We start from the raw sequence: 21,583 nt of genomic DNA on the forward strand, positions 1-21,583 counted from the left end.
GCATTCTTTTCATTCTGACAGTTCCAGAGGCCTCGTCTTGAGTAAGAAATTGATCAAATCCGGCATGATAGTGTCCGGAATGACGCTGGCATCCCGCGTAATGGGCTTGGTTCGCGATGTGGTCATCGCAAATCTGCTCGGTGCCGGGGTGGCCGCAGACGTATTCTTCTTTGCCAATCGCATTCCCAACTTTCTGCGTCGCCTGTTCGCCGAAGGTGCCTTCAACCAGGCCTTTGTTCCCGTGATGACGGAGTACAAGAAAAATGGCGACGAGAGGGAAGTGCGTGAATTGCTGGCGGCGGTTGCGGGCACGCTGGGGGGCATAGTGACTGTGGTCACCCTGCTCGGTGTGCTGGGGTCTGGTGTGCTGACCGCGCTGTTTGGCTGGGGCTGGTTCTGGGACTGGCTGCATGGCGGCCCTGCGGCCGAGAAGTTCGAGCTCGCCAGTCTGATGCTCAAAATCACCTTCCCTTACCTATGGTTCATCACCTTTACCGCCATGGCGGGGGCTATCCTCAACACCTTCGGCCGCTTTGCGGTCTCGTCGTTTACGCCGGTGTTTCTCAACATCACCATGATTGCGGCGGCCTGGTGGATTGCGCCACTGATGGACAAACCTGAGATCTCGCTGGCAATTGGTGTCTTTTTGGGCGGTTTGGTGCAGTTTCTGTTCCAGTACCCCTTTTTGCGCCAAATCAACATGCTGGTATGGCCCAAGTGGGGATGGAATCACCCGGGGGTGGTGAAGATCCGCACCCTGATGATCCCGGCCCTGTTCGGGGTCTCGGTCAGCCAGATCAACCTGCTGGTCAACACCATGCTGGCTTCTTTCCTGGCGACCGGTGCCATCAGTTACCTCTACTACTCTGATCGCCTGCTGGAGTTCCCCCTCGGTCTGTTTGCAGTGGCCATCAGTACCGTGATCCTGCCTGCGCTGGCGAAGAAGCATGTGGATGCCGATCCGGCCGACTTCTCCCGCACCATGGATTGGGGGGTGCGGATGGTGATGCTGCTCGGCCTGCCCGCTATGATAGGCATTGCGGTGATGCGCGAGCCTATTTTGCGGGTGCTGTTCATGCGCGGCGAATTTGGTCTGCATGAAGTGAGCATGTCGAGCGCCAGCCTGTTGGCCTCCACTACCGGTCTGCTTTCCCTGATGCTGATCAAGGTGCTGGCGCCCGGTTACTACGCCCGTCAGGACACCAAGACGCCGGTGCGGATCGGGGTGATGTCGATGATTGCCAACATGGTCTGCAACCTCCTCTTCATCTATCCGCTCGGTTATGTTGGCCTGGCGCTCTCGACCGCTTGCTCGGGCACTCTGAATGCGGCCTTGCTGTTCAAGGGGTTGTACCAGCAGAGCGTCTATCGCCCCTCCCGCCATACCGGCGTGTTCTGCCTCAAGCTGCTGGTCGCCAGCGTGCTGATGGGAGGCGTGCTCGCCTACCTGTCGCCGGATCTGGCCCAGTGGGGCACATGGAGCATGGGCAAGGCCAGTTTGCAGCTGACCATGCTGCTGTCGCTGGGGGCCGGGGTCTACGCGGTGGTGTTGCTACTGCTGGGCATTCGGCCGCGTCATCTTAAATCGGGGCAGCAGTAGTCGTGATCCTGCGGCGCCATGGGGATAGTGCCTCATGGGACCACGAGGTTCGGGATTGGGCCCGGATAGTTGAAATCAGGCTATGAGGGCTGACCCTGCCTGCTGCCTGATATATAATCCGCCGATTTCCATGGCAGCAACGCACAAGGCACTGATGGAGCTTATTCGCGGCATTCACAATCTCAAGCCCCGTCACCGGGGATGTGTATTAACCATTGGCAACTTTGATGGGGTTCATCAGGGTCACCATGCGGTATTGGCACGTCTCAAGGAGAAAGCGGCCCAGCTGGGATTGCCCGCCTGCGTCATGCTGTTTGAACCGCAGCCGCTGGAGCTGTTTGCCGGCACGGCGGCGCCCGCCCGGCTGAGCCGGTTGCGGGAAAAGTACGAAGCGCTGCAGGGGCTGGATATCGATCGCATGCTCTGCGTGCGCTTCAGCCACCGCTTCGCCGAGCAGGCGGCTTCGACCTTCATCGAGCAGTTGCTGGTGGAGAAGCTCGGGGTGCGCTATCTGGTGGTCGGCGATGATTTTCGCTTCGGCAAGGGGCGGGAAGGGGATTTCCACCTGCTGGAGGAGGCGGGCCATCGCTTCGGTTTCGAGGTGATCAGCACCCAGAGCTTCCAGCTCGAACGGCAGCGGGTCAGCAGCACCCTGGTGCGTGAAGCCCTTAAGGCGGGCCGGATGGCGGAGGTGGAGCTGATGCTTGGCCGCCCCTACACCATCAGCGGCCGGGTGGCCCACGGCGACAAGCTAGGGCGCACCATAGGTTTTCCCACTGCCAATCTGGCCCTCAAGCGTCAGGTGATCCCGGTCGGTGGCGTGTTTGCGGTGGAAGTGATATGTTCCGGCAAGACCTTCCCCGGTGTAGCCAATGTGGGTGTACGGCCGACCTTGAGCGGTACACAAGCCAGATTGGAAGTACATCTATTTGATTTTTCTGGTGATCTATATGGTCAGCAGGTCAAGGTGCTGCTTCGCCACAAGCTGCGCGAAGAGCAGAAGTTTGCCTCTTTCACTGCCTTGAAAGAGCAGATCGAACGAGATGCCCTGGCGGCCCGAGCCTGGTTCGGGCTGCCACAATTCAATTTACCCAGCACTCTTTTAGAAAAGAAGGGAACCCAGGACTGATGAGCGACTATAAACACACCCTGAATCTTCCGGAAACCGAGTTTCCGATGCGTGGCGATCTGGCCAAGCGCGAACCCAACATGCTGAAACGTTGGTACGATCAGGATCTCTACGGCGCTATTCGCCGCGCCAAAGCGGGCAAGCCTTCTTTCATTCTGCATGATGGCCCCCCCTATGCGAACGGCAATATTCACATCGGTCACTCGGTCAACAAGATCCTCAAAGACATCATCATCAAGTCCAAGGGTCTCTCCGGTTTTGATTCCCCCTATGTGCCGGGTTGGGATTGCCACGGTCTGCCTATCGAACTGAAAGTGGAAGGCATGGTCGGCAAGCCGGGTGAGAAGGTTTCCGCTGCCGAATTCCGTGCCGAGTGCCGCAAATACGCCAAGACCCAGATCGAAGCGCAGAAGACCGACTTCATCCGTCTGGGTGTGCTGGGTGACTGGGAACACCCCTACCTGACCATGGATTTTGGCACCGAAGCCAACATCATCCGCTCCATGGCCAAGATCGTTGAAAACGGCCACTTGCACAAAGGCTCCAAGCCGGTGCACTGGTGTACCGATTGCGGCTCCGCGCTGGCTGAAGCCGAGGTGGAGTACTACGACAAGAATTCCCCCTCCATCGATGTGCGCTTCAAGGCTGTTGATGAGGCGACCGTTGCCGCCAAGTTTGACTGCGCCGAAGGCCACACCGGCAAGGGCCCGCTCTCTGCGGTGATCTGGACCACCACTCCGTGGACCCTGCCAGCCAACCGCGCCATCGCCATGCACGCCGATCTGGATTACGCACTGGTGCAGGTTGAAGGTGAGCACCCCGAGCGTCTGATCCTGGCCGCAGAGCTGGTCAAGGACGTCATGGATCGCGCCGGTATCGAGAAATTCCACAATCTGGGCTATGCCAAGGGGGCCGCGCTCGAGCTGCTGCGCTTCAACCACCCCTTCTACAGCTTCGATGTGCCTGTGGTACTGGGTGACCACGTTACCCTGGATGCCGGTACCGGCGCCGTACACACCGCCCCTGGCCACGGTCAGGAAGACTTCGTGGTCGGTCAGAAGTACGGTCTGGAAGTGGCCAACCCGGTTGGCAGCAACGGTGTTTACCTGCCGGATACCGAACTGTTTGCCGGTCAGCATGTGTTCAAGGCTAACGCCTCCGTGATCGAAGTGCTGACCGAGCGCGGCGCCCTGTTGCATCACAAGGTGTTCAACCATTCCTATCCGCACTGCTGGCGTCACAAGACCCCGATCATCTTTCGTGCTACCCCGCAGTGGTTCATCAGCATGGAGCAGAAGGGTCTGCGCAAGCGCGCGCTGGAAGAGATCGAGCGCATCGAGAAGGATGGTATTGCCCAGCAAGGCCAGAGCGGCTGGGTACCGGCCTGGGGTAAAAACCGCATTCAGGCGATGGTCGAGAACCGTCCTGACTGGTGTATCTCCCGTCAGCGCACCTGGGGTGTGCCCATCTCCCTGTTCGTCCATAAAGAGACCCAGGAACTGCATCCGGAATCCGTGCGCCTGATGCACGAAGTAGCCAAGCGTGTCGAGCAGTCCGGCATTCAGGCATGGTGGGATCTGGACAAGGCGGAGCTGCTGGGTGCCGATGCCGACATGTACGACAAGGTGCCTGACACCCTCGACGTCTGGTTTGACTCCGGTTCTACCCACGCTTCCGTGGTTGATGCCCGTCCCGAGTTCAACGGCAAGCCAGCCGACATGTATCTGGAAGGTTCTGACCAGCACCGTGGCTGGTTCATGTCCTCCCTGATGATCGGCGTGGCCATGAAAGACAAGGCTCCCTACAACCAGGTGCTGACTCACGGCTTCACCGTGGATGGTCAGGGTCGCAAGATGTCCAAGTCCATCGGCAACGTGGTCAGCCCGCAGGACGTGATGAACAAGCTGGGTGCCGACATCCTGCGTCTGTGGGTAGCGAGCACTGACTACACCGGCGAGATGACTGTCTCCGACGAGATCCTCAAGCGCTCTGCCGACGCCTATCGCCGCATCCGCAACACTGCCCGCTTCCTGCTGGCCAACCTGAACGGCTTCAATCCGGCGACCGACATGGTGGCGCCTGCCGACATGGTGGTGGTGGATCGTTGGGCTGTCGGTCGTGCCAAGGCGGTACAGGCCGAGATCATGGCGGCGTTCGACGAGTACAACTTCCACGGCGTGACCCAGAAGCTGATGCAGTTCTGCTCCATCGAGATGGGCTCCTTCTATCTGGATGTCATCAAGGACCGTCAGTACACCGCCAAGGCTGACAGCCTGGCCCGTCGCTCTTGCCAGACCGCCCTCTATCACATTGCCGAGGCCATGGTGCGCTGGATGGCGCCGATCATGAGCTTCACCGCCGATGAAATCTGGGCACTGCTGCCGGGTGAGCGCGGCGAGTTCGTCTTCACCGAAGAGTGGTACGACGGCCTGTTCGGGCTGGAAGCGGGTGAAACCCTCAACGACGATTTCTGGGCCGAGATCCTCACCGTGCGTGGTGAAGTGAACAAGGCGCTGGAAGTGGCCCGTGGCGAGAAGCGTATCGGCGGTTCCCTGCAGGCCGAACTGACCCTGTTCGCCAAGCCGGAGCTGGCTGCACGCCTGAATGCCCTGGCCGATGAGCTGCGCTTCGTGCTGCTCACCTCCAAAGCCAAGGTGGTGGTGGCTGACACTGCGCCGGAAGGCTCTGTGGCGACCGAGCGTGATGACCTGTGGCTGAGCGTGGCCCAGTCTGCTGCCGCCAAGTGCGACCGCTGCTGGCACCATGTAGAAGATGTGGGCACCATCGCGGGTCACGAAGAGATCTGTGGTCGCTGTGTGACCAACGTTGAGGGTGACGGCGAAACTCGTCAATTTGCCTGATGAACATGACTCAACATAAAAGCGGCCTGCGTTGGCTGTGGCTGGCAGTGCTGGCCTTTGTACTGGACCAGGCGAGCAAGCTCGCCGTGGTCAAGTTGCTGCCATTTGGTTACCCGGGGGTGGAGATCACCCCCTTCTTCAACCTGGTTCACGTCTACAACAAGGGCGCCGCATTCAGCTTTCTGGCTGATCAGGGGGGCTGGCAGCGCTGGTTCTTCGCGGTGCTGGCTTTTGCCATCTGTGGATTGCTGATCCACTGGCTGCGCAAGCAGTCGGTGACCCAGCGTTGGAGCGGTATCGCCTATTCACTCATCATCGGCGGCGCCCTCGGCAACGTCTTTGATCGACTGGTGTTGGGCCATGTGGTCGATTTCCTCGACTTCTACTGGCAGCGTGCGCACTGGCCGGCATTCAATCTGGCCGACAGCTTTATCTTTATCGGGGCCGCCATGATCGTGCTGGACGGTTTCCGTGGTGAGAAAAAGGAGCAGGCATGAGCCAGCAGATCACCGCTAACAGCAGCGTGCTGTTCCACTTCTCCATCAAGCTGGAAGATGGCTCGGTTGCCGACAGCACGGCGCTGCACGGCAAACCTGCCCGCCTGCGGATGGGCGATGGCAGCCTGACCCCAACCTTCGAGCAGTGCCTGCTGGGGCTGCGCGAAGGGGAGAGCAAGAGCTTCACGCTGGCGCCGGAGCAGGCGTTTGGCCTCTCCAATCCCGACAACATCTACCATCTCGACCGTGCCAAGTTTGGCGCTGATGTGGAGCCAAAAGTTGGCACCATCATCCTGTTCGATCAGCCCAATGGCAGCGAGTTGCCGGGCATCATCCGGGCAGTTGCCGGGATGTCGGTGACGGTCGATTTCAACCATCCGCTGGCCGGTCATACCGTCACCTTCGAGGTGGATATCCTGGGCGTTGATGATGAGGAGAAGGTGCATTAATGGATATTCTGCTGGCTAACCCCCGTGGCTTCTGCGCCGGTGTCGATCGCGCCATCAGCATTGTCGAGAGCGCGCTGGAGAAGTTTGGGGCCCCCATCTATGTCCGTCACGAAGTGGTGCATAACCGCTATGTGGTGAACAAGCTGAAAGAGGCGGGCGCTGTCTTCGTCGAGGAGCTGGACGAGGTGCCGGACGACAGCATCGTCATCTTCTCTGCTCACGGCGTGGCCAAGACAGTGCGCGAGATGGCCAAGTCCCGCTCCCTCAAGGTATTCGATGCCACCTGTCCGCTGGTGACCAAGGTGCACATGGAGGTTCATCGCGCCAGCCGCAAGGGCTCCGAGGCTGTGCTCATCGGCCACGCCGGTCACCCCGAGGTGATCGGGACCATGGGGCAGTACGAGAATCGCGAAGGCGGAATGTATCTGGTAGAAACACCGGAAGATGTGGCCAAGCTCAAGGTAAAGAATCCGGATGACCTCTGCTTCGTCACCCAGACCACCCTGAGCGTGGATGAGACCTCTGACGTCATCGATGCGCTGCGCAAGCACTTCCCCAAGATCCAGGGGCCGCGCAAGGACGATATCTGCTACGCCACCCAAAACCGTCAGGATGCGGTGCGGGAGATGGCGGGGCTGGTGGACGCCATGCTGGTGGTGGGGTCTCGAAACTCTTCCAACTCCAACCGTCTGCGCGAGCTGGCCGAGAAGGTGGGTGCCAGAGCCTATCTTATCGACGATGCGTCGATGATCGAGGCGAGCTGGCTGGAAGGCGTGAAAGCGATCGGCGTCACTGCAGGTGCATCCGCCCCCGAGGTGCTGGTGCAGTCTGTGATTGCACGCCTGCGGGAGTTGGGTGGCAAGGTCGTCGCCGAGCACCCCGGTCGCGAAGAGAACGTGGTGTTTGAGGTACCACCCGAGCTGCGGATCCTCTGATCCCTGTCATCTTGCTAGATGTCGGTTTATTGCCAGAGCCACCTCGTTGAGGTGGCTTTTTTGGCCCCAACGAGTCCTTTTTGCATGTTCGCAACCAGATCGCAGCAAAAATTGATGATGTAGCTCGAACTTTTGCATTGCCGGGATTGAAACCCCAAGTGCCCGGCATAGACTTGCCAGCAAGCCCTTATTCTGGCTTAGCACACATGGAGTGTGTCTGTCCTCCTGGAACAAATCAGAGCGAAACAGGATGTTTTTGCGTTCAGGTTTTAGCCTTATCGAGCTTATGGTGACCATAGCGCTCGTCTCTTTGTTACTCACGTTAGGGGTTCCTTCCTTCAGCGCTTTGTTGCGCACCATTTCTCTCAATACTCAGGCCAACAACTTTGTTGCAGCTATCAACCTTGCCCGCTCGGAAGCCATTCGTCGCAACACGGTAGTGATCCTCTCCGCTGCTGCCGATAACCTGACCCAGCATCACTGGGAGGCCGGTTGGCAGATCTGGGTTGATGGCAACGGCAACGGCATACTGGATAATGGTGAGTTGTTGCGAGACTTTCCCGATATGGGGAGTGGAGTCCTGAGCAGCAATACTTCCCTGCTGCGTTTCAATAGCGAGGGTTTTCTTGATGGTCGTACTCCCTTGGCCCGGGTATTTTCTCTGCGTCCCGATGAGTGCAGAAATGAGGCCTCCCGTGATATCAACATCACAGTCGCTGGTCGCCCCTCCATTACCGAGGCTAGTTGCCCATGATGCGAGAACGGGGTTTGTCACTGCTTGAAATCATGATCTCGGTACTGGTGCTCTCCATCGGTATTCTGGGGATGGCTACTCTGCAACTGCAGGCTCTCAAGAGTAACCAGTCGGCGCTGACGCGTACCGAGGCGACCCAGTATGCATACATGATCAACGATATGATGCGGGCTAATCGCAGCGCGGCTCTGAACGGGCAATACAATATCGACTTGGGCGAAACTGTCTCGGGTAGCTCTATGGCGGTTCAGGATCTGCTGCACTGGAAGCGGGTCGTGGCCGAGCTACCAGGTGGCGATGGCGCCGTATCGGTCAGTGCCGGAAGGGCCACTATTACTATTCAGTGGGATAGCAGTCGGCTGTCGACTGATCCAGCGTCGCGCAGCATGATCCTGAGGACGGACCTATGAGCAGGAGCGGTTTGCCGCTACACCAGCACGGGATCGGCTTGGTCGAGGTGATGATCGCCCTGGTGCTCTCGCTGATAACGGTGGGGGTCATGATTCAGGTGTTTCTCGGCAATCACAAAACCTATCTCACTGGCGAGGCCATTGCCCGGGTGCGGGAAGATAGCGGATTTGCCACCAATCTGCTGCAAAAAGAGCTGCGTATGGTGGGCTATCAGGGGTGTCTCAGCAAGCAGGGGGTCAATATCACCAATACCCTCAATAACAGTACGGCACTGCCCTACAACTTCACCACCTTTTTGCGTGGTTACGACAATGTGACGTCCACTTTGCCAGCCGAGCTGTCTGCTCTGTTCAGCGGTTCCGAGCCCAGACCCATGCCGGGTAGCGATATCCTGTTGGTTCAGGGGCCGGTTGGGGTTGGGGTGCCGCTCAGTCGTGATAATCATAACAGTGCCGCCCAGCTGTTTGTGCAGCAGCTATCCAGCAAGGCCGACTATTGTGGTTCCGGCGCACAGGGTTATAGCGATCTGTGCGAGGGAGATATCGTCATGGTCTCCGACTGTCAGAAGGCCAGAATATTTCAGGTCACCAAAGTACAGGGCGTGGCAGGGGGGCGTGAGGTCAATATCGTCCACTCCAATGACAACAAATATACGCCAGGCAATGCCAGCAGTTCCTGGGGGGGGGCCAGCAGCCCACCCGAGGAGCGATTCGGTCTTGGCTCGGTCGTGAACAGGGTGGAAACCCGTCTCTACTATATCGCCCGCCCCTCTGCCAGCAGCCCCTACGCGCTTTATCGCAAGAACGGGGTGGCTGCAGGTATGCCCCTTATCGAAGGGGTTGCCAATATGCAACTTACATTCGGCGAGGATCAGAACCGGGATCGTGCGGCAGATCGCTACGTGAGCGCCGCAGGTAATCCAAACTGGGACAATGTACTGGGGATTGGAGTGCAACTTTTGATGCGCAGCAACCAGGGTAATGTGGTGTCGTCTCCGCAGGCCCTTAGCTTTGCCGGAGCCACCTTCCGGGCGACCGATCGCAACTGGTACTGGGTCGCCGAAACCACAGTTGCGCTGCGCAATCGGCTACCTTGAGGAGCCCAGTCATGATGGATCGACAGCAGGGGATGGCGCTGGTGATCAGCCTGATTTTTCTGGTCATGGTGAGCCTGCTGGGTATGGCCAGCATGCGTGGGGCGCAGTTGCAAGAGAAGATGGCGGGTAACCAGAAAGAGGCTCTGCAGGCATTGCAGGCGGCAGAAGCGGGCCTGCGCGCTGCCGAGCGCTATATCGAGGCTGGCAACTCGGGTCCCTATGACAACAGCGCGGGCCTGTATGAATTTATCGACACCGCGGTGGATCCTGCCTCCCCTTCGACCGCCTGGCGTACCTATACCAACAGTGGTCTGGCGGGGCGCGCTCCCGAATACTTTATCGAACGGTTGCCCTATACCCAGGGGGGGAGCGAGGATCTGGCAGTCGATGAGCCCATCAGTGAGCGTCGTCTATATCGTATTACTGCAAGGGGATTTGGTCTCTCTGACGAGAGCCGGGTGCTGTTGCAATCGACCTATAGTCGCTAGGAGGCGGTGTATGGGCAAACTTGGTTTTGGCCTTTCAGTGATGCTCTGCTGTGCTTCGGCACAGGCGGCGCTCGATATTGCCCAGGTTCCCCTCTATCTCGGCACCCGGGCCGATCCCAATATCATGTTTACCCTGGATGATTCGGGCTCGATGCATTTCGAGTTGATGCCGGAGGGGTTGATTGAGAACAGCGCTCGCTACGTCTACCCCAGAGCCGACAATGTCTATGGCAGCGAGGATTATGACAACCGGACCGTGACTTTCACCAGCAATAACGACCGCAATGCCTATACCCGCTCAAGCAACAACAACAAACTCTACTACAACCCGCAGCAGAGCTATCGGCCTTGGGCCAAGGCGGATGGTACCCCGATGGCGAATGCCAGCATCAGCTGTGCACCGCACAACCCCTTCAATACCGCCGCCGGCTGTCGTGATCTGACCAAGAACAACCGCTCCAAGTCCCTGCGTTACTACACCGGATTCTCTTCCACCGATTACAAAGATGACGAGACCTTCTGGCCAGCCGTCTACTTTGCCTACAAGGGCAGTGGTGACGTGAAGAAAGTGAGCAGTTATACCCGGGTCGAGATAAAGTCCGGCAGCACCTATGGCGGGCGGCCCAATCGCAGTGATTGTAAGAGCGCCCCCGTTTGTACTTATGACGAGGAGATCCAGAACTTTGCCAACTGGTATACCTACTACCGCTCACGGATCCTAGCGGCTCGTGCCGGGGTCGGCCGTGCCTTTGCCAGCCAAGGGCAGGCCCTCCGGGTGGGGTTTGCCACCATCAATGCTAGCGGCAGTGTGATCCGCGGGGTGGCGCCTTTCTCCGGAACCGATCGCAGCGCCTTTTTCAGCGACCTTTACAGCCGCGATATTCCGGCCGCCGGCACGCCGCTGCGCACCAGTCTGAAGGACGTGGGGGAGTACTTCTCCCGCACTGACAAAAACGGCCCCTGGGCGGCCAGTGCCGGCAGCACCTTGCCCCACCTCACCTGCCGGCAGAGCTACAACATCCTGATGACTGATGGCTACTGGAACGGAAATTCTCCCTGGGTCGGCGATCAGGACAAAGATAGCATCGAGAATACGCTGGCCGATGTGGCCTACCAGTACTGGAAGACCGATCTGCGCCCCGATCTCGCCAACAAGGTGCCGACCAGCACGGCGGATCCGGCCAATTGGCAGCATCTGGTCAACTTTACCGTCGGGCTTGGCGTCAACGGTTCCCTCAATCCTGCCAACGGTATCCCGAGCCGTTGGCCCAATCCCCATGATCCGGATGACAAGGAGTACAAGAATGCGACCTACATTCCGGAGTACAAGATTGATGACCTGTGGCACGCGGCACTCAACAGCAAGGGGAGCTTTTTCAGCGCGGCGGATCCGGATACCTTCGCCGCAGCCCTGAGCAGCACCCTGGCCCAGATCGCGGCCCGCAACAGCTCCGCCAGCTCGGTGACTGCCAACGCAACCCGGCTGGACAGCAATACCCACATCTACCAAGCCCGCTATAACAGCGGCGACTGGTCGGGGCAACTGGTCTCGATCCCGCTGAACAGCGATGGCACCCTTGGGGAGATCGCCTGGGATGCTGCTACCTTGATCCCCGAGCCTTCAGCACGCAATATTTTCACCCGGCAAGACGGTGTCGGCATCCCCTTCCGTTGGGATACGCTGAATGTGGCCAACCGGGCTCTATTCAATGTTGCTGGTGACAACCAGGGAGAAAGCCGCGTCGCCTATCTGCGCGGTGAGCGCAGTGGCGAGCAGCGCAATGGCGGTGCGTTTCGCAATCGTAGCGATCTGCTTGGAGACATCATTAATTCAGATCCCGTCTATGTGGGCAAGCGTGATTACGGTTACAGCAGTGCAGTCGGTCTGACCCAGCCAGAGCGGGAGGGTTACCAGGCTTTTCTAGACTCAACGGCGATTACCCGCCGCACCCCCATGCTCTATGTCGGTGCCAATGACGGTATGCTGCACGGATTTCGAGTCTCCGACGGTGTCGAGCGGCTGGCCTATATCCCGTCCAGCCTGCTGGGCGAGCTGACTCAGTTGACCAGACCGAATTACAGCCATCGCTACTATGTGGATGGGACGCCCAAGGTGGGCGATGCCTATCTGGGCAGTCGCTGGAAGAGCATCTTGCTGGGATCCACTGGTGCCGGTGGCAAGGCGGTATTTGCCATCGATGTGACGGCCCCGGATAACTTCACCGCAGATAAGATGCTGTGGGAGTTCACCAATAGCGAAATGGGGGTTGCACTGGCGGCACCCACTTTGGTCCGGGTCAAAGCCGACAACAAATGGGTTGCTCTGGTTGCCAATGGTTACAACAGCACCAGCCAGACTGCGAGGCTATTTGTGCTGGATCTGGCAACTGGCGCCATTATCAAGGAGATCGATACCCAGGTGGGGTCGGCCAGCGAGCCCAATGGTTTATCTTCCCCCTTACCGGTAGATCAAGACGGGGACAGGATTGTCGACTATGTCTATGCCGGTGACCTGCACGGCAATCTGTGGAAATTCGATCTGACCGGCAACAACAGTGCCCAGTGGGGAAGTGCATTGAAAACGGGCAGCAAGCCCACGCCGATGTTTCAGGCCTGTAATGGTAGTTGCAGTGCCAGTACGCGTCAGCCGATTACCATGCGCCCTTTGGCTATTCGTCACCCTAAGGGGGGGGTTATGGTAATGATGGGGACTGGCAGTTATTTTACCAATGATGACAAACTGGTTCCCGCCACGCCGAGGCTGGAAGCGGTGTACGGTATCTGGGATACGGGGGCTACCGTGCTCAGTAGCCAGCTGTTGCAGCAGAGCATCACCCATGAGTTTGTGGCCAACGGCACCACTATCAAGTTCAACGTGAGGGTTGTCTCCAACCGGAATGTCAATTACACCAGCCAAAAGGGTTGGTATCTGCTATTGAAATCGCCAAGCTTGAGCAAGGGGGTAGGGGAACGGGCTGTCTCCGAGATGCTCTATCGGCATAAGCGTTTAATTTTCAACACATTGATTCCGTCAGCGGATGCCTGTGATTTTGGTGGCCGCTCCTGGCTGATGGAGCTGGATCCCATCTCGGGTGCCAGACTAACCTACTCGGTGTTTGACGTTAACGGCGACGGGGCTGTTAACGATGATGATTATGTCGCGATCAAGGATGATGCTGGTAATGACATCAAGGTACCTGTCAGCGGGAAACAGTTTGATGAGCTCACCACGACGCCAAGCGTGGTGGAGGATGCCGAGATGGAGCGCAAATATATCAGCGGCTCCAGTGGTAATATCTCGGTCACGCTGGAAGAGGGGGCAGGCGATCTGGGTGGCCGTCAGTCCTGGTTGCAACTGGAGTAGAGGTTGGCATGGAACGTGGTTTTACCCTGATTGAGTTGATGATAGTGGTCGCAGTGGTCGCCATTCTGGCCGCGATCGCATATCCCAGTTACAACAACTACATGGCGGCAGCCAAGCGAGCCGAAGCTAAGGCCGTATTGCTGGAAGCTGCACAATATCTGGAGCGGGAGTTTACCGCCAGCGGCAATTATGACGCAGGTAACCTGACCTCTGCCGGCCTGGCGACCCTACCGAGGGATGGTGGTGCTGCTTATTACAATGTGGCGCTCAATGCCAGTGGGGCACGTTATACCCTGACCGCTATTCCGACCGGTGTGATGAATGGCGATCCCTGTGGATTGTTGACCCTCGATCAGAGCGGACTGCAGGGGGTATCACGAGCCACCATGACAGCCACCGAATGCTGGTAGCGTTCAGTTCCAGCACTCGGCAGGGTGCTTGATGTCGGCCTTGTTGATAGTCAGGGTATCACAGGCCGTGCTGCCAGCCTTGTCACCGACCTGGGCCCCCTTGCTGGTGGCTACCAGTGTGTAGGCGGTGGCGGTGGCGCCAGAAATGCTAAAGGTGTAGTAGTCGCTGGTTGGGTTGCCCACACTGGCTATCGCACTGCTGTAACTGGCATTGGAGATGCGAAATTCTTCCTGTTTGAGCTGCATGGTCAACAAGCCCTTGATGGCATCGGCTCGACGAGATTTACGCAGACCGTCGGTAAAGCTCGGGTAGGCGACAGCAGCAATAATGGCAACAATGGCAACGACCACCATCAATTCCAGCAGGGTGATTCCAGATTGTTTGATTCTCATGGGCGCGGCAGGGTTCGTTAAACAGGTAGATACTATAGGATAGTACTGACCTCATACTCTACTGGCATGAGCGAAAAGAAAGGAGTATTTAGCCAATGGAATTCACAGAGGGGCGCTCAGCCGGTTTTACCATGATTGAATTGATGATCGCCATGGCTCTGGTCGCCCTGCTACTAACCGTGGCTATTCCCAGTTACCAGTCATTGCGCCAGGAACAGATGGTCAAGGCGGCTACCCAAGCTGTTTACACGGATATCATGCTGCTCAAGTCTGAGGCTATCAAACGTAATAAACCGATTATCTTCAAGATATTTAATGCGGGGCAGGCCAATTGGTGCTATCGCATAGCTCTTGATTCTACATGTAATAGCTGCATGGATTCATGTTCTGCTATTGAAGGTCGCAAGGGCGTCGATGCCAGCGAGTTTAAGGGTATTACTCTGACTACAAACTATGAGTTATCCGGTTCTGAACATGCTCTTGAAATCAATAATCGCAGAGGCTCATTCAAAGATCTTCACGGCAGTGGCGGTTTGGGCAATGGTTCTATTTGTCTGAAGAACGGTGCCTCTGAGCACAGGGTTATTATTGCCACGAATGGCCGAGTGAGAACCGAGCCTGTAACGGGGAGCTCTCCATGCGATTAGGTCTGGCACGAGGCTTTAACATAGTCGAGTTAATGGTGGCCATGGTCGCAGGTTTGTTTTTGGTCGCGGCAGTAACATCCTTGTTCGCCACTATTCTCAAGGCCAATCAAACATCGATGCAGGTGAGTCGTCTAAATCAGGAACTGCAAAGTATCACCGATATGATTGCCCGCGATGTACAGCGAACCGGTTACGACCAGGCTGCGACTGCATTCCTCGGTGCTGCATCGGGTGTCAAATCGCCATTTTATTTTGATACCACCAGCGATTTGAGGAGTGAAACGATCAGTGGCTCCAAGATTTATCGCTGTATCAGGCTGAAATACGATGATGATAACAATGGAATACTTGGTACCAATGAAACCTTTATTTACAGCTACGACAGTGCTGACAAAGGGGTACAACTTGGTTCCAGTTGCAGCACAGGTAATTTACTTAGCACCGATGACACTATTGAGGTGACTGACCTGACTTTTTCGCTCCTTGGAAGCAGTGCCTCGGCTGGCGCGAGAACGGTACGTTTGAGCATATCGGGTCAGTTAAAGGCGAATCCCGCACTTAAACTCACCCTGCAGCGTGATATCAAGCTGCGTAACGACGGGTATTGATGCCATGAAACGTCATCTTGGCTTTACCACATTCACTATTACGCTAATGCTTATTGTGATCCTGCTTGGCATTTCATTGCTGGCGGGCAAACTGATGGTAGCAGACCGTCGTGTCAGTCTTAATGAAGTACAGTATCGCCAGGCACTTGCACTGGCCGAGCTGGGCCTCTCGGATGGGGTTGGACGGCTCACGCAAGATGCTGCTTGGCGTACCCCTAGTAGCGGTATATCTATCACTGTTTCAGCTGGAAATTATACCCTGCAGGCACAGGACGAACCGGCAGTGGTTGTCGGTGGGGCGAATGTAGTTCCTGTTAGAGTGCGCGCTATGGCGAGCTTGGTGGACAGTACTGCCAATGCCGAGGTTGAAATTAAGGCCATCAAGATAAGCGTATTGGCGGGCACACCGGCGGCCCCTCTGACGATTGCTGGTGGCATGGCAGTATCCGGCAACTTTACAGTGGTGGCTAACCCCAACGGTGGAGGACCGGGCGTCCCGCTATCAGTCTGGACAAATGGCAATGTGGATTTGACCAATGGTTCTGGCCAGACCTGCCATCAGGGGGACTACAGCGGCGGGTGCAGTGCTTACATTAGTCAGAAGGGCGATAAACAGTCGGACATAAAAGACAATGATACTGCATTCCCCACTGATCTGGTCTGGTATCTGTTCAATGAAAATGACGACGCTACAGGGTGGGCCAATCTGGAGTCGCGAGCAGTACAACTACTGAAAAATTGTGATTCGCTTTCGACGGCATCGAGCGGCCTGATTATTGTCGATGGAGACTGTAAACCGGGTGGATCAATTGGGTCTACATCTGCGCCTGTAGTACTCATCGTGCGCAATGGCAATCTGACAGTAAATGGGAGCGCCACCCTCTATGGACTGGTGTTTGCCTATTCATCCACACCTGCAACTACGACTACCGATATCAGCTTGAAAGGGGGGGCCATCGTCAATGGTGCTGTAGTGGCCAACTATCAACTGGGCAAAACGGCTAACGGTACCTTTGATGCCAAGTATGATCAGGCGGTGTTGAGCAATATCGAAAATGGGGCGGCGTTTCAGAGCATCAATCTGGTGCCTGGTAGCTGGCGCGATTGGTAGGAGCATGTATGAAACCGCACAAGGGATTTGGGCTGTTAGAGATTTTGATCACTCTGGTTCTGCTGGGGGTGGGGGTTGCTGGACTGGTGGCTATGTCTCGTTCATTGCTCAATACCTCTCAGGATAGTCGCCGCTATGAAGTAGCCATGCGGCTGGCGGAGTCAAAGCTGGATGCATTTCGTACCTTCAATGGGGTGGTGAGTGCGGTTTCTCCGCTCACTGCCTATAACAGTATCGCGGCCGGTTCCAGCTCGGCCACTCCTCCCGATGGTGGTGGGACTTATGCTCTTACTTGGTCTGTCAGTAACCAGTACTGGAATGGTTCTGCTTGGCAAACGGCTATCCCGGCGGGTTACTTGCGTGCTTACCCTGGCCGAAAGGTGGTTAATGTAACCGTCAGCTGGAGTGACAGCGTCGGGCAGTCTCATTCCTTGCTGCTTTCTGGCGCTGTATCGCCGGTGGAGTCGTTAACCCAGAATCAGTTTAACGGGGGGCTGGATACCAGTCGCGAACCGCCCCATGTGGTTTATACCCCCGGGGTTGCGCCTGATGTCATTTCCATCCAGATTGACCAGGAAGGGCGCAAACAAGAGACCAGCAAGCCATTGCCCACCGTGACCTCCAAGGACGGTACTGTCGGCAAATTGGTGCAATTCGAGACAGTTACCTATAAGCCAGACAATGGTGGCAATACCCAACAGGTGCTGCAGGATCTGGCATCGGTTTCCTGTTCCTGCAGCTATGGCTCGAGCGTTAATGCCTACTTGCCAGGTAAGGCCATTTTGACCAGCAGCAATCTGTTGTACTGGAACGTGGGCTCTCAGGTTACCAAGCAGACCGGGGTACTTAATAGCAGTGTCAGAGATCAACCGAGTCTCTGCACCAGCTGCTGCAAGGATCATTTCGATGGTAGCGGCAGCAGTTTCGAGCAGTTTTACGCTCCACTCAATACCAGCCGACTGCGCTACAACAGTGGCCTCTCATCGGTCAATAGCGGCGATTATGTGGATGCCTGCCGCTTTGTCAGGCTTGATGGCTACTATCGTCCCCTGCCGGACTGGAACCTGATCAAAGTTATCGTGACCAGCGCTGATTTTCTTGCCAAGCCCGCAAACCAGACTAGCTATCAGAACTACATCAAGTACGTAGTTACTACCTACATCACCTGGCAGAAGAACATTCTCAACTGGACCGCAAACCCCACGGCTACGGCGCCGACGATCACCGAGTTTGCGGATTGGTTGCCTGCCAATGCTGCGACAGGAGGAGATACCAGCACCAAGATCACCATGAATACGGGGACCGCCCAGTTGATTGCCAGAGGTATCTACGTGGATCTGCTCTCGCCAGACAGTCTCGCGAAGCTCGATCTGACTTCTCAGGATCTGTTGGCCAAGGTTCCGTTTCAGGATATCAATCTGACCATGCTGGCGGAGTGGAGCTTGGTGCCATTGAGTGGCCAGTTGACTGGCAGTGCCTCTGACTATGTCGGTGTGACCAACGAGCCGGTCAAGACAGTCGTTGATCTTGGCAGCTATTATTTTGGTAGCTACAGCCGTGGTTATCTGTCCGCCAAGAAGAGCACCAAGGATGCATCCAACGTGTTGCAAAGTGCATCGATCAAGGTGACGGCCTACCAAGGTAACTCGGGGATCACAGCTTCACTTATCTCACCGGTAGATCGAAGTGAGGCCAAGGTCGCCACCATGCCTATCTCGGTCGATACCAGCTCCCAGACGGTGCCAACCCTCACGGTATCAGGGCGGATCGAGTGCCTAGAAAAAGTCAGTAACAGGGATTCATCGCCTACGGCGTGCAATAAGAATACCTTTAACGGGCTGAATCCGCCCACTACGACTACTAGTGGTGCCACTTGCCGTATTGATAAACCCCAAGCTAACAACCAGCCGGCCACCTATGTCTGTACTGCTCCGCAAAACAGTACTCTGGTGATAAGTTTTTCTTATAGTGCCCAGGGCAATACAGCCTATTTGCTGAAGCCCGCTTCTCTGAGCATTGCCATGACACCGCCTGCCAACGGTCAGGTGATTAGCGGTCCTTGTGCCCTGCTGGTGGACAATGGTGTAACCAACGCAACCAATCTAAGTTGCACCCCTTGAATCCGGGGCGCTGGCACAGCCAGCGCCTTTTCTTTATCATTCCCCATCATTTTCGAATACAAGATGCATCGCCATGGCAAAAGCCCTCTCTCTGATGCTTGCCCAGTTGAATCTGACGGTAGGCGCCATCGAAGATAACACTGACAAAGTGCTCGCTGCGGCCGCTCAAGCCGAACAGCAAGGTGCCGATCTGCTGGTTTGTTCCGAGCTGGCCCTGACCGGCTATCCACCGGAAGATCTGCTGCTGCGCGCCGATCTGATGATCCGGGTTGATGCTGCGCTGGCTCGCATTGCCGAATGGCAGGGTAACTGCGCCATTTTGGTCGGGCATCCCTGGCGTGAAGGGGAGGCGCTCTATAACGCCGCCTCCCTCTATGAGCAGGGCAAGTTGATTGCCCGTTACTTCAAGCAGGACCTGCCCAACTACGGGGTATTCGACGAGAAGCGCTACTTCACCGCGGCGACCGAGACCTGCGTGGTGCCGTTCCGTGGTCACCAGCTGGGGCTGCTCATTTGCGAAGATTTATGGCAGCCGGGTCCGGCGCTGGCCGCCAAGGCCGCGGGGGCAGAGCTGCTGCTCACTATCAATGCCTCGCCCTATGATCAGGAGAAACCCTGGATCCGCCGCGAGCTGATGGCCGAGCGCTGCGATCAGACCGGTCTGCCACTGGTTTACCTCAATCAGGTATGCGGTCAGGATGAGCTGATTTTCGACGGCTGCTCCAAGGTGTTCAGCAGCCAGGGCGAGTTGACCCACAAGCTGGCCCCGTTTGCCGAAGAGCTGGCGCTGGTACGTTTTGCTGATGGTCAGCCGGTGAAGGAGCGGGAACCCGCTGCGCCGCTCGAGCCGTTGGCCGAGACCTATCAGGCGCTGGTGCTGGCAGTGCGCGACTACGTTACCAAGAACGGCTTCCACGGCGCTGTGCTGGGCCTATCTGGCGGCATCGACTCGGCGCTGACGCTGGCCATTGCGGCCGATGCCATCGGGGCCGACAAGGTGCAGGCAGTGATGATGCCGTTCCGCTACACCGCCCAGATGAGCGTGGAGGATGCCAAGGAGCAGGCTGAGCGGATGGGGGTGGAGTTCAACATCATCTCCATCGAGCCGATGTTCGAAGGGTTTATGACCCAGCTGGCGCCGTTGTTTGAAGGCACCGCCCGCGATACCACCGAAGAGAACCTGCAGGCCCGCTGCCGCGGCGTTCTGCTGATGGCGCTCTCCAACAAGCGTCGTCGCATCGTGCTGACCACCGGCAACAAGAGCGAAATGGCGGTCGGCTATGCCACGTTGTACGGTGACATGGCGGGCGGTTTCGATGTGCTGAAAGATGTGCCAAAGACGCTGGTGTTCAAGTTGTGCGAATATCGCAACTCGGTCGATTACGTGATCCCGCAGCGGGTCATCGACCGCCCCCCTTCAGCGGAGCTGGCGCCGGATCAGGTGGATCAGGACAGTCTGCCCCCCTACGACATCCTCGATGCGATCCTCAAGCGTTATGTGGAAGAGGATGCCTCGGTCGCCGATATGGTGGCAGAAGGCTTCGAGGAAGCGGTGGTGCGCAAGGTGATCCGGCTGGTGGATCTCAACGAATACAAGCGCCGTCAGGCGGCGGTCGGGCCCCGCATCACGGCTCGCAACTTTGGTAAGGATCGCCGTTACCCCATTACTTCCGGGTTCGGTAAACAGAACTGGTAAGGAGTCACCATGAAGAAGATTGAAGCCATCATCAAACCGTTCAAGCTGGACGATGTGCGCGAAGCCCTGGCCGAGATCGGCATCAACGGCATGACCGTCTCCGAAGTCAAAGGCTTCGGTCGCCAGAAGGGTCACACCGAGCTCTATCGCGGTGCCGAATATATGGTCGACTTTCTGCCCAAAGTGAAAGTGGAGCTGGTGGTACAGGACGAGGATCTCGATGCCTGTCTGGAAGCGATCCAGAATACCGCCCGCACCGGCAAGATTGGTGACGGCAAGATCTTCGTCTGCGAGGTGGAGCGCGTCATTCGTATCCGTACCGGCGAAGAGAACGAAGACGCTATCTGATGTCGTTTTTGCCTCGTTATGTTCAGGAGAGCAAAACAAGTTCTGCTCTGATGTCCCGAAAGCGCATCGTGGCGGTGGCAGGCTTGCTGTCAGTACTCACTGCGTGCAGTACCCGCCCGCCGGCGCAGCCGGAAAATCTGTGCCAGATCTTTCGCGAGAAGCCGGAGTGGCACAAGGCTGCGCTCAAGATGAACGAGAAGTGGGGGACGCCGATTCATGTGGTGATGGCCATGATGTATCAGGAGTCCTCGTACGTACATGATGCCCAGCCGCCGATGCAGTATTTCCTCTTCATCCCGACCGGGCGGGCCAGTTCGGCTTATGGTTATGCTCAGGTCAAAGATGAAACTTGGGCGGATTACCAGCGGGAAACCGGTAACAGCTGGAGTGACCGCGATGACTTTGCTGACGCCATCGATTTTATGGGTTGGTACACTAACAAGGCCCAGCGGCTCAATGGCACCTCCAAGTGGGATGCCTATGGCCAGTACCTCAACTATCACGAAGGGTGGGGTGGCTACCGGCGTGGCAGCTATCGAAGCAAGGGGTGGTTGATGAAGACCTCTCGCAAGGTGGAAGCTCGCGCCCAGCGCTACGGCGCCCAGTACCGTCAATGCAAGGATCAGCTCTCCCGTGGGGGCTGGTTTTGGTAACCAAATCAGGAGT

The 21,583-nt window shown here is 57.1% G+C and carries 20 protein-coding genes; 19 read left to right on the forward strand and 1 reads right to left on the reverse strand.

Translation table 11 applies throughout. The features are described from left to right. Window positions 1-37 precede the first annotated feature (37 nt). The 12 genes from murJ (at window position 38) to tppA (ending at window position 13,994) form a co-directional block, all read left to right on the forward strand. Complete coding sequence (gene murJ / locus I6L35_RS09170) at window positions 38-1,600, forward strand: murein biosynthesis integral membrane protein MurJ (protein ID WP_216980080.1); 1,563 nt, start codon at window positions 38-40, stop codon at window positions 1,598-1,600. Between the two features lie 154 nt (window positions 1,601-1,754). Continuing rightward, window positions 1,755-2,729 (forward strand): bifunctional riboflavin kinase/FAD synthetase, encoded by a 975-nt coding sequence (gene ribF / locus I6L35_RS09175; protein WP_111901026.1) that lies wholly within the window; start codon window positions 1,755-1,757, stop codon window positions 2,727-2,729. Further along, window positions 2,729-5,590: an isoleucine--tRNA ligase gene (ileS, locus tag I6L35_RS09180; protein ID WP_216980081.1), complete on the forward strand. Its 2,862-nt coding sequence runs from the start codon at window positions 2,729-2,731 to the stop codon at window positions 5,588-5,590. The genes ribF and ileS overlap by 1 nt, the downstream gene beginning before the upstream one ends. Beyond that, window positions 5,590-6,087: a signal peptidase II gene (lspA, locus tag I6L35_RS09185; protein WP_005340447.1), complete on the forward strand. Its 498-nt coding sequence runs from the start codon at window positions 5,590-5,592 to the stop codon at window positions 6,085-6,087. The genes ileS and lspA overlap by 1 nt, the downstream gene beginning before the upstream one ends. Further along, window positions 6,084-6,536 (forward strand): FKBP-type peptidyl-prolyl cis-trans isomerase, encoded by a 453-nt coding sequence (gene fkpB / locus I6L35_RS09190; RefSeq protein WP_216980082.1) that lies wholly within the window; start codon window positions 6,084-6,086, stop codon window positions 6,534-6,536. The genes lspA and fkpB overlap by 4 nt, the downstream gene beginning before the upstream one ends. Further along, the gene (ispH, locus tag I6L35_RS09195; protein ID WP_216980083.1) at window positions 6,536-7,471 is read left to right on the forward strand and encodes a 4-hydroxy-3-methylbut-2-enyl diphosphate reductase; all 936 of its coding nucleotides are present in this window, start codon (window positions 6,536-6,538) and stop codon (window positions 7,469-7,471) included. Before fkpB ends, ispH begins: the two co-directional genes overlap by 1 nt. A 250-nt stretch (window positions 7,472-7,721) precedes the next feature. After that, complete coding sequence (gene tppE / locus I6L35_RS09200) at window positions 7,722-8,225, forward strand: type IVa pilus pseudopilin TppE (RefSeq protein ID WP_216980084.1); 504 nt, start codon at window positions 7,722-7,724, stop codon at window positions 8,223-8,225. Next, window positions 8,222-8,635 carry a type IV pilus modification protein PilV gene (pilV, locus tag I6L35_RS09205; protein WP_216980085.1) on the forward strand — a complete coding sequence of 138 codons (414 nt, stop codon included), beginning with the start codon at window positions 8,222-8,224 and terminating at the stop codon, window positions 8,633-8,635. The genes tppE and pilV overlap by 4 nt, the downstream gene beginning before the upstream one ends. Beyond that, window positions 8,632-9,732 carry a PilW family protein gene (locus I6L35_RS09210; RefSeq protein ID WP_216980086.1) on the forward strand — a complete coding sequence of 367 codons (1,101 nt, stop codon included), beginning with the start codon at window positions 8,632-8,634 and terminating at the stop codon, window positions 9,730-9,732. Before pilV ends, I6L35_RS09210 begins: the two co-directional genes overlap by 4 nt. 11 nt (window positions 9,733-9,743) lie before the next feature. Beyond that, window positions 9,744-10,220, forward strand: a complete 477-nt coding sequence (locus I6L35_RS09215; RefSeq protein WP_123173790.1) for a PilX N-terminal domain-containing pilus assembly protein — start codon at window positions 9,744-9,746, stop codon at window positions 10,218-10,220. 10 nt (window positions 10,221-10,230) lie between these two features. Beyond that, window positions 10,231-13,584 (forward strand): pilus assembly protein, encoded by a 3,354-nt coding sequence (locus tag I6L35_RS09220; protein ID WP_216980087.1) that lies wholly within the window; start codon window positions 10,231-10,233, stop codon window positions 13,582-13,584. Window positions 13,585-13,592: 8 nt separating this feature from the next. Beyond that, the gene (tppA, locus tag I6L35_RS09225; protein WP_216980088.1) at window positions 13,593-13,994 is read left to right on the forward strand and encodes a type IVa pilus pseudopilin TppA; all 402 of its coding nucleotides are present in this window, start codon (window positions 13,593-13,595) and stop codon (window positions 13,992-13,994) included. A gap of 3 nt (window positions 13,995-13,997) precedes the next feature. On the opposite strand, the gene I6L35_RS09230 is transcribed toward tppA, so the two are convergent. Continuing rightward, window positions 13,998-14,387, reverse strand: coding sequence for a type IV pilin protein (locus I6L35_RS09230; protein WP_216980089.1), 390 nt, complete (start codon window positions 14,385-14,387; stop codon window positions 13,998-14,000). Window positions 14,388-14,482: 95 nt separating this feature from the next. Between I6L35_RS09230 and I6L35_RS09235 the strand changes: the two genes are divergently transcribed. From I6L35_RS09235 to I6L35_RS09265, 7 genes are all read left to right on the forward strand, one after another. Next, window positions 14,483-15,034, forward strand: coding sequence for a GspH/FimT family pseudopilin (locus I6L35_RS09235; protein WP_216980090.1), 552 nt, complete (start codon window positions 14,483-14,485; stop codon window positions 15,032-15,034). A gap of 20 nt (window positions 15,035-15,054) precedes the next feature. Then, the gene (locus I6L35_RS09240) at window positions 15,055-15,642 is read left to right on the forward strand and encodes a PilW family protein (RefSeq protein WP_216980263.1); all 588 of its coding nucleotides are present in this window, start codon (window positions 15,055-15,057) and stop codon (window positions 15,640-15,642) included. Window positions 15,643-15,646: 4 nt separating this feature from the next. After that, complete coding sequence (locus tag I6L35_RS09245) at window positions 15,647-16,753, forward strand: pilus assembly PilX N-terminal domain-containing protein (protein ID WP_216980091.1); 1,107 nt, start codon at window positions 15,647-15,649, stop codon at window positions 16,751-16,753. An 8-nt stretch (window positions 16,754-16,761) separates the two neighbouring features. Then, window positions 16,762-18,873: a prepilin-type N-terminal cleavage/methylation domain-containing protein gene (locus I6L35_RS09250; protein ID WP_216980092.1), complete on the forward strand. Its 2,112-nt coding sequence runs from the start codon at window positions 16,762-16,764 to the stop codon at window positions 18,871-18,873. Window positions 18,874-18,946: 73 nt separating this feature from the next. After that, a complete protein-coding gene (locus I6L35_RS09255; protein WP_216980093.1) occupies window positions 18,947-20,569 on the forward strand; it encodes an NAD+ synthase in 1,623 nt (540 codons plus the stop codon). 9 nt (window positions 20,570-20,578) lie between these two features. After that, the gene (gene glnB, locus I6L35_RS09260; RefSeq protein ID WP_005308848.1) at window positions 20,579-20,917 is read left to right on the forward strand and encodes a nitrogen regulatory protein P-II; all 339 of its coding nucleotides are present in this window, start codon (window positions 20,579-20,581) and stop codon (window positions 20,915-20,917) included. A gap of 50 nt (window positions 20,918-20,967) precedes the next feature. Then, the gene (locus tag I6L35_RS09265) at window positions 20,968-21,570 is read left to right on the forward strand and encodes a hypothetical protein (RefSeq protein ID WP_216980094.1); all 603 of its coding nucleotides are present in this window, start codon (window positions 20,968-20,970) and stop codon (window positions 21,568-21,570) included. The last annotated feature ends 13 nt before the right edge of the window (window positions 21,571-21,583 follow it).

This window comes from Aeromonas sp. FDAARGOS 1405 (genome assembly GCF_019048265.1).
Taxonomy (GTDB): Bacteria; Pseudomonadota; Gammaproteobacteria; order Enterobacterales; family Aeromonadaceae; genus Aeromonas; species Aeromonas veronii_A.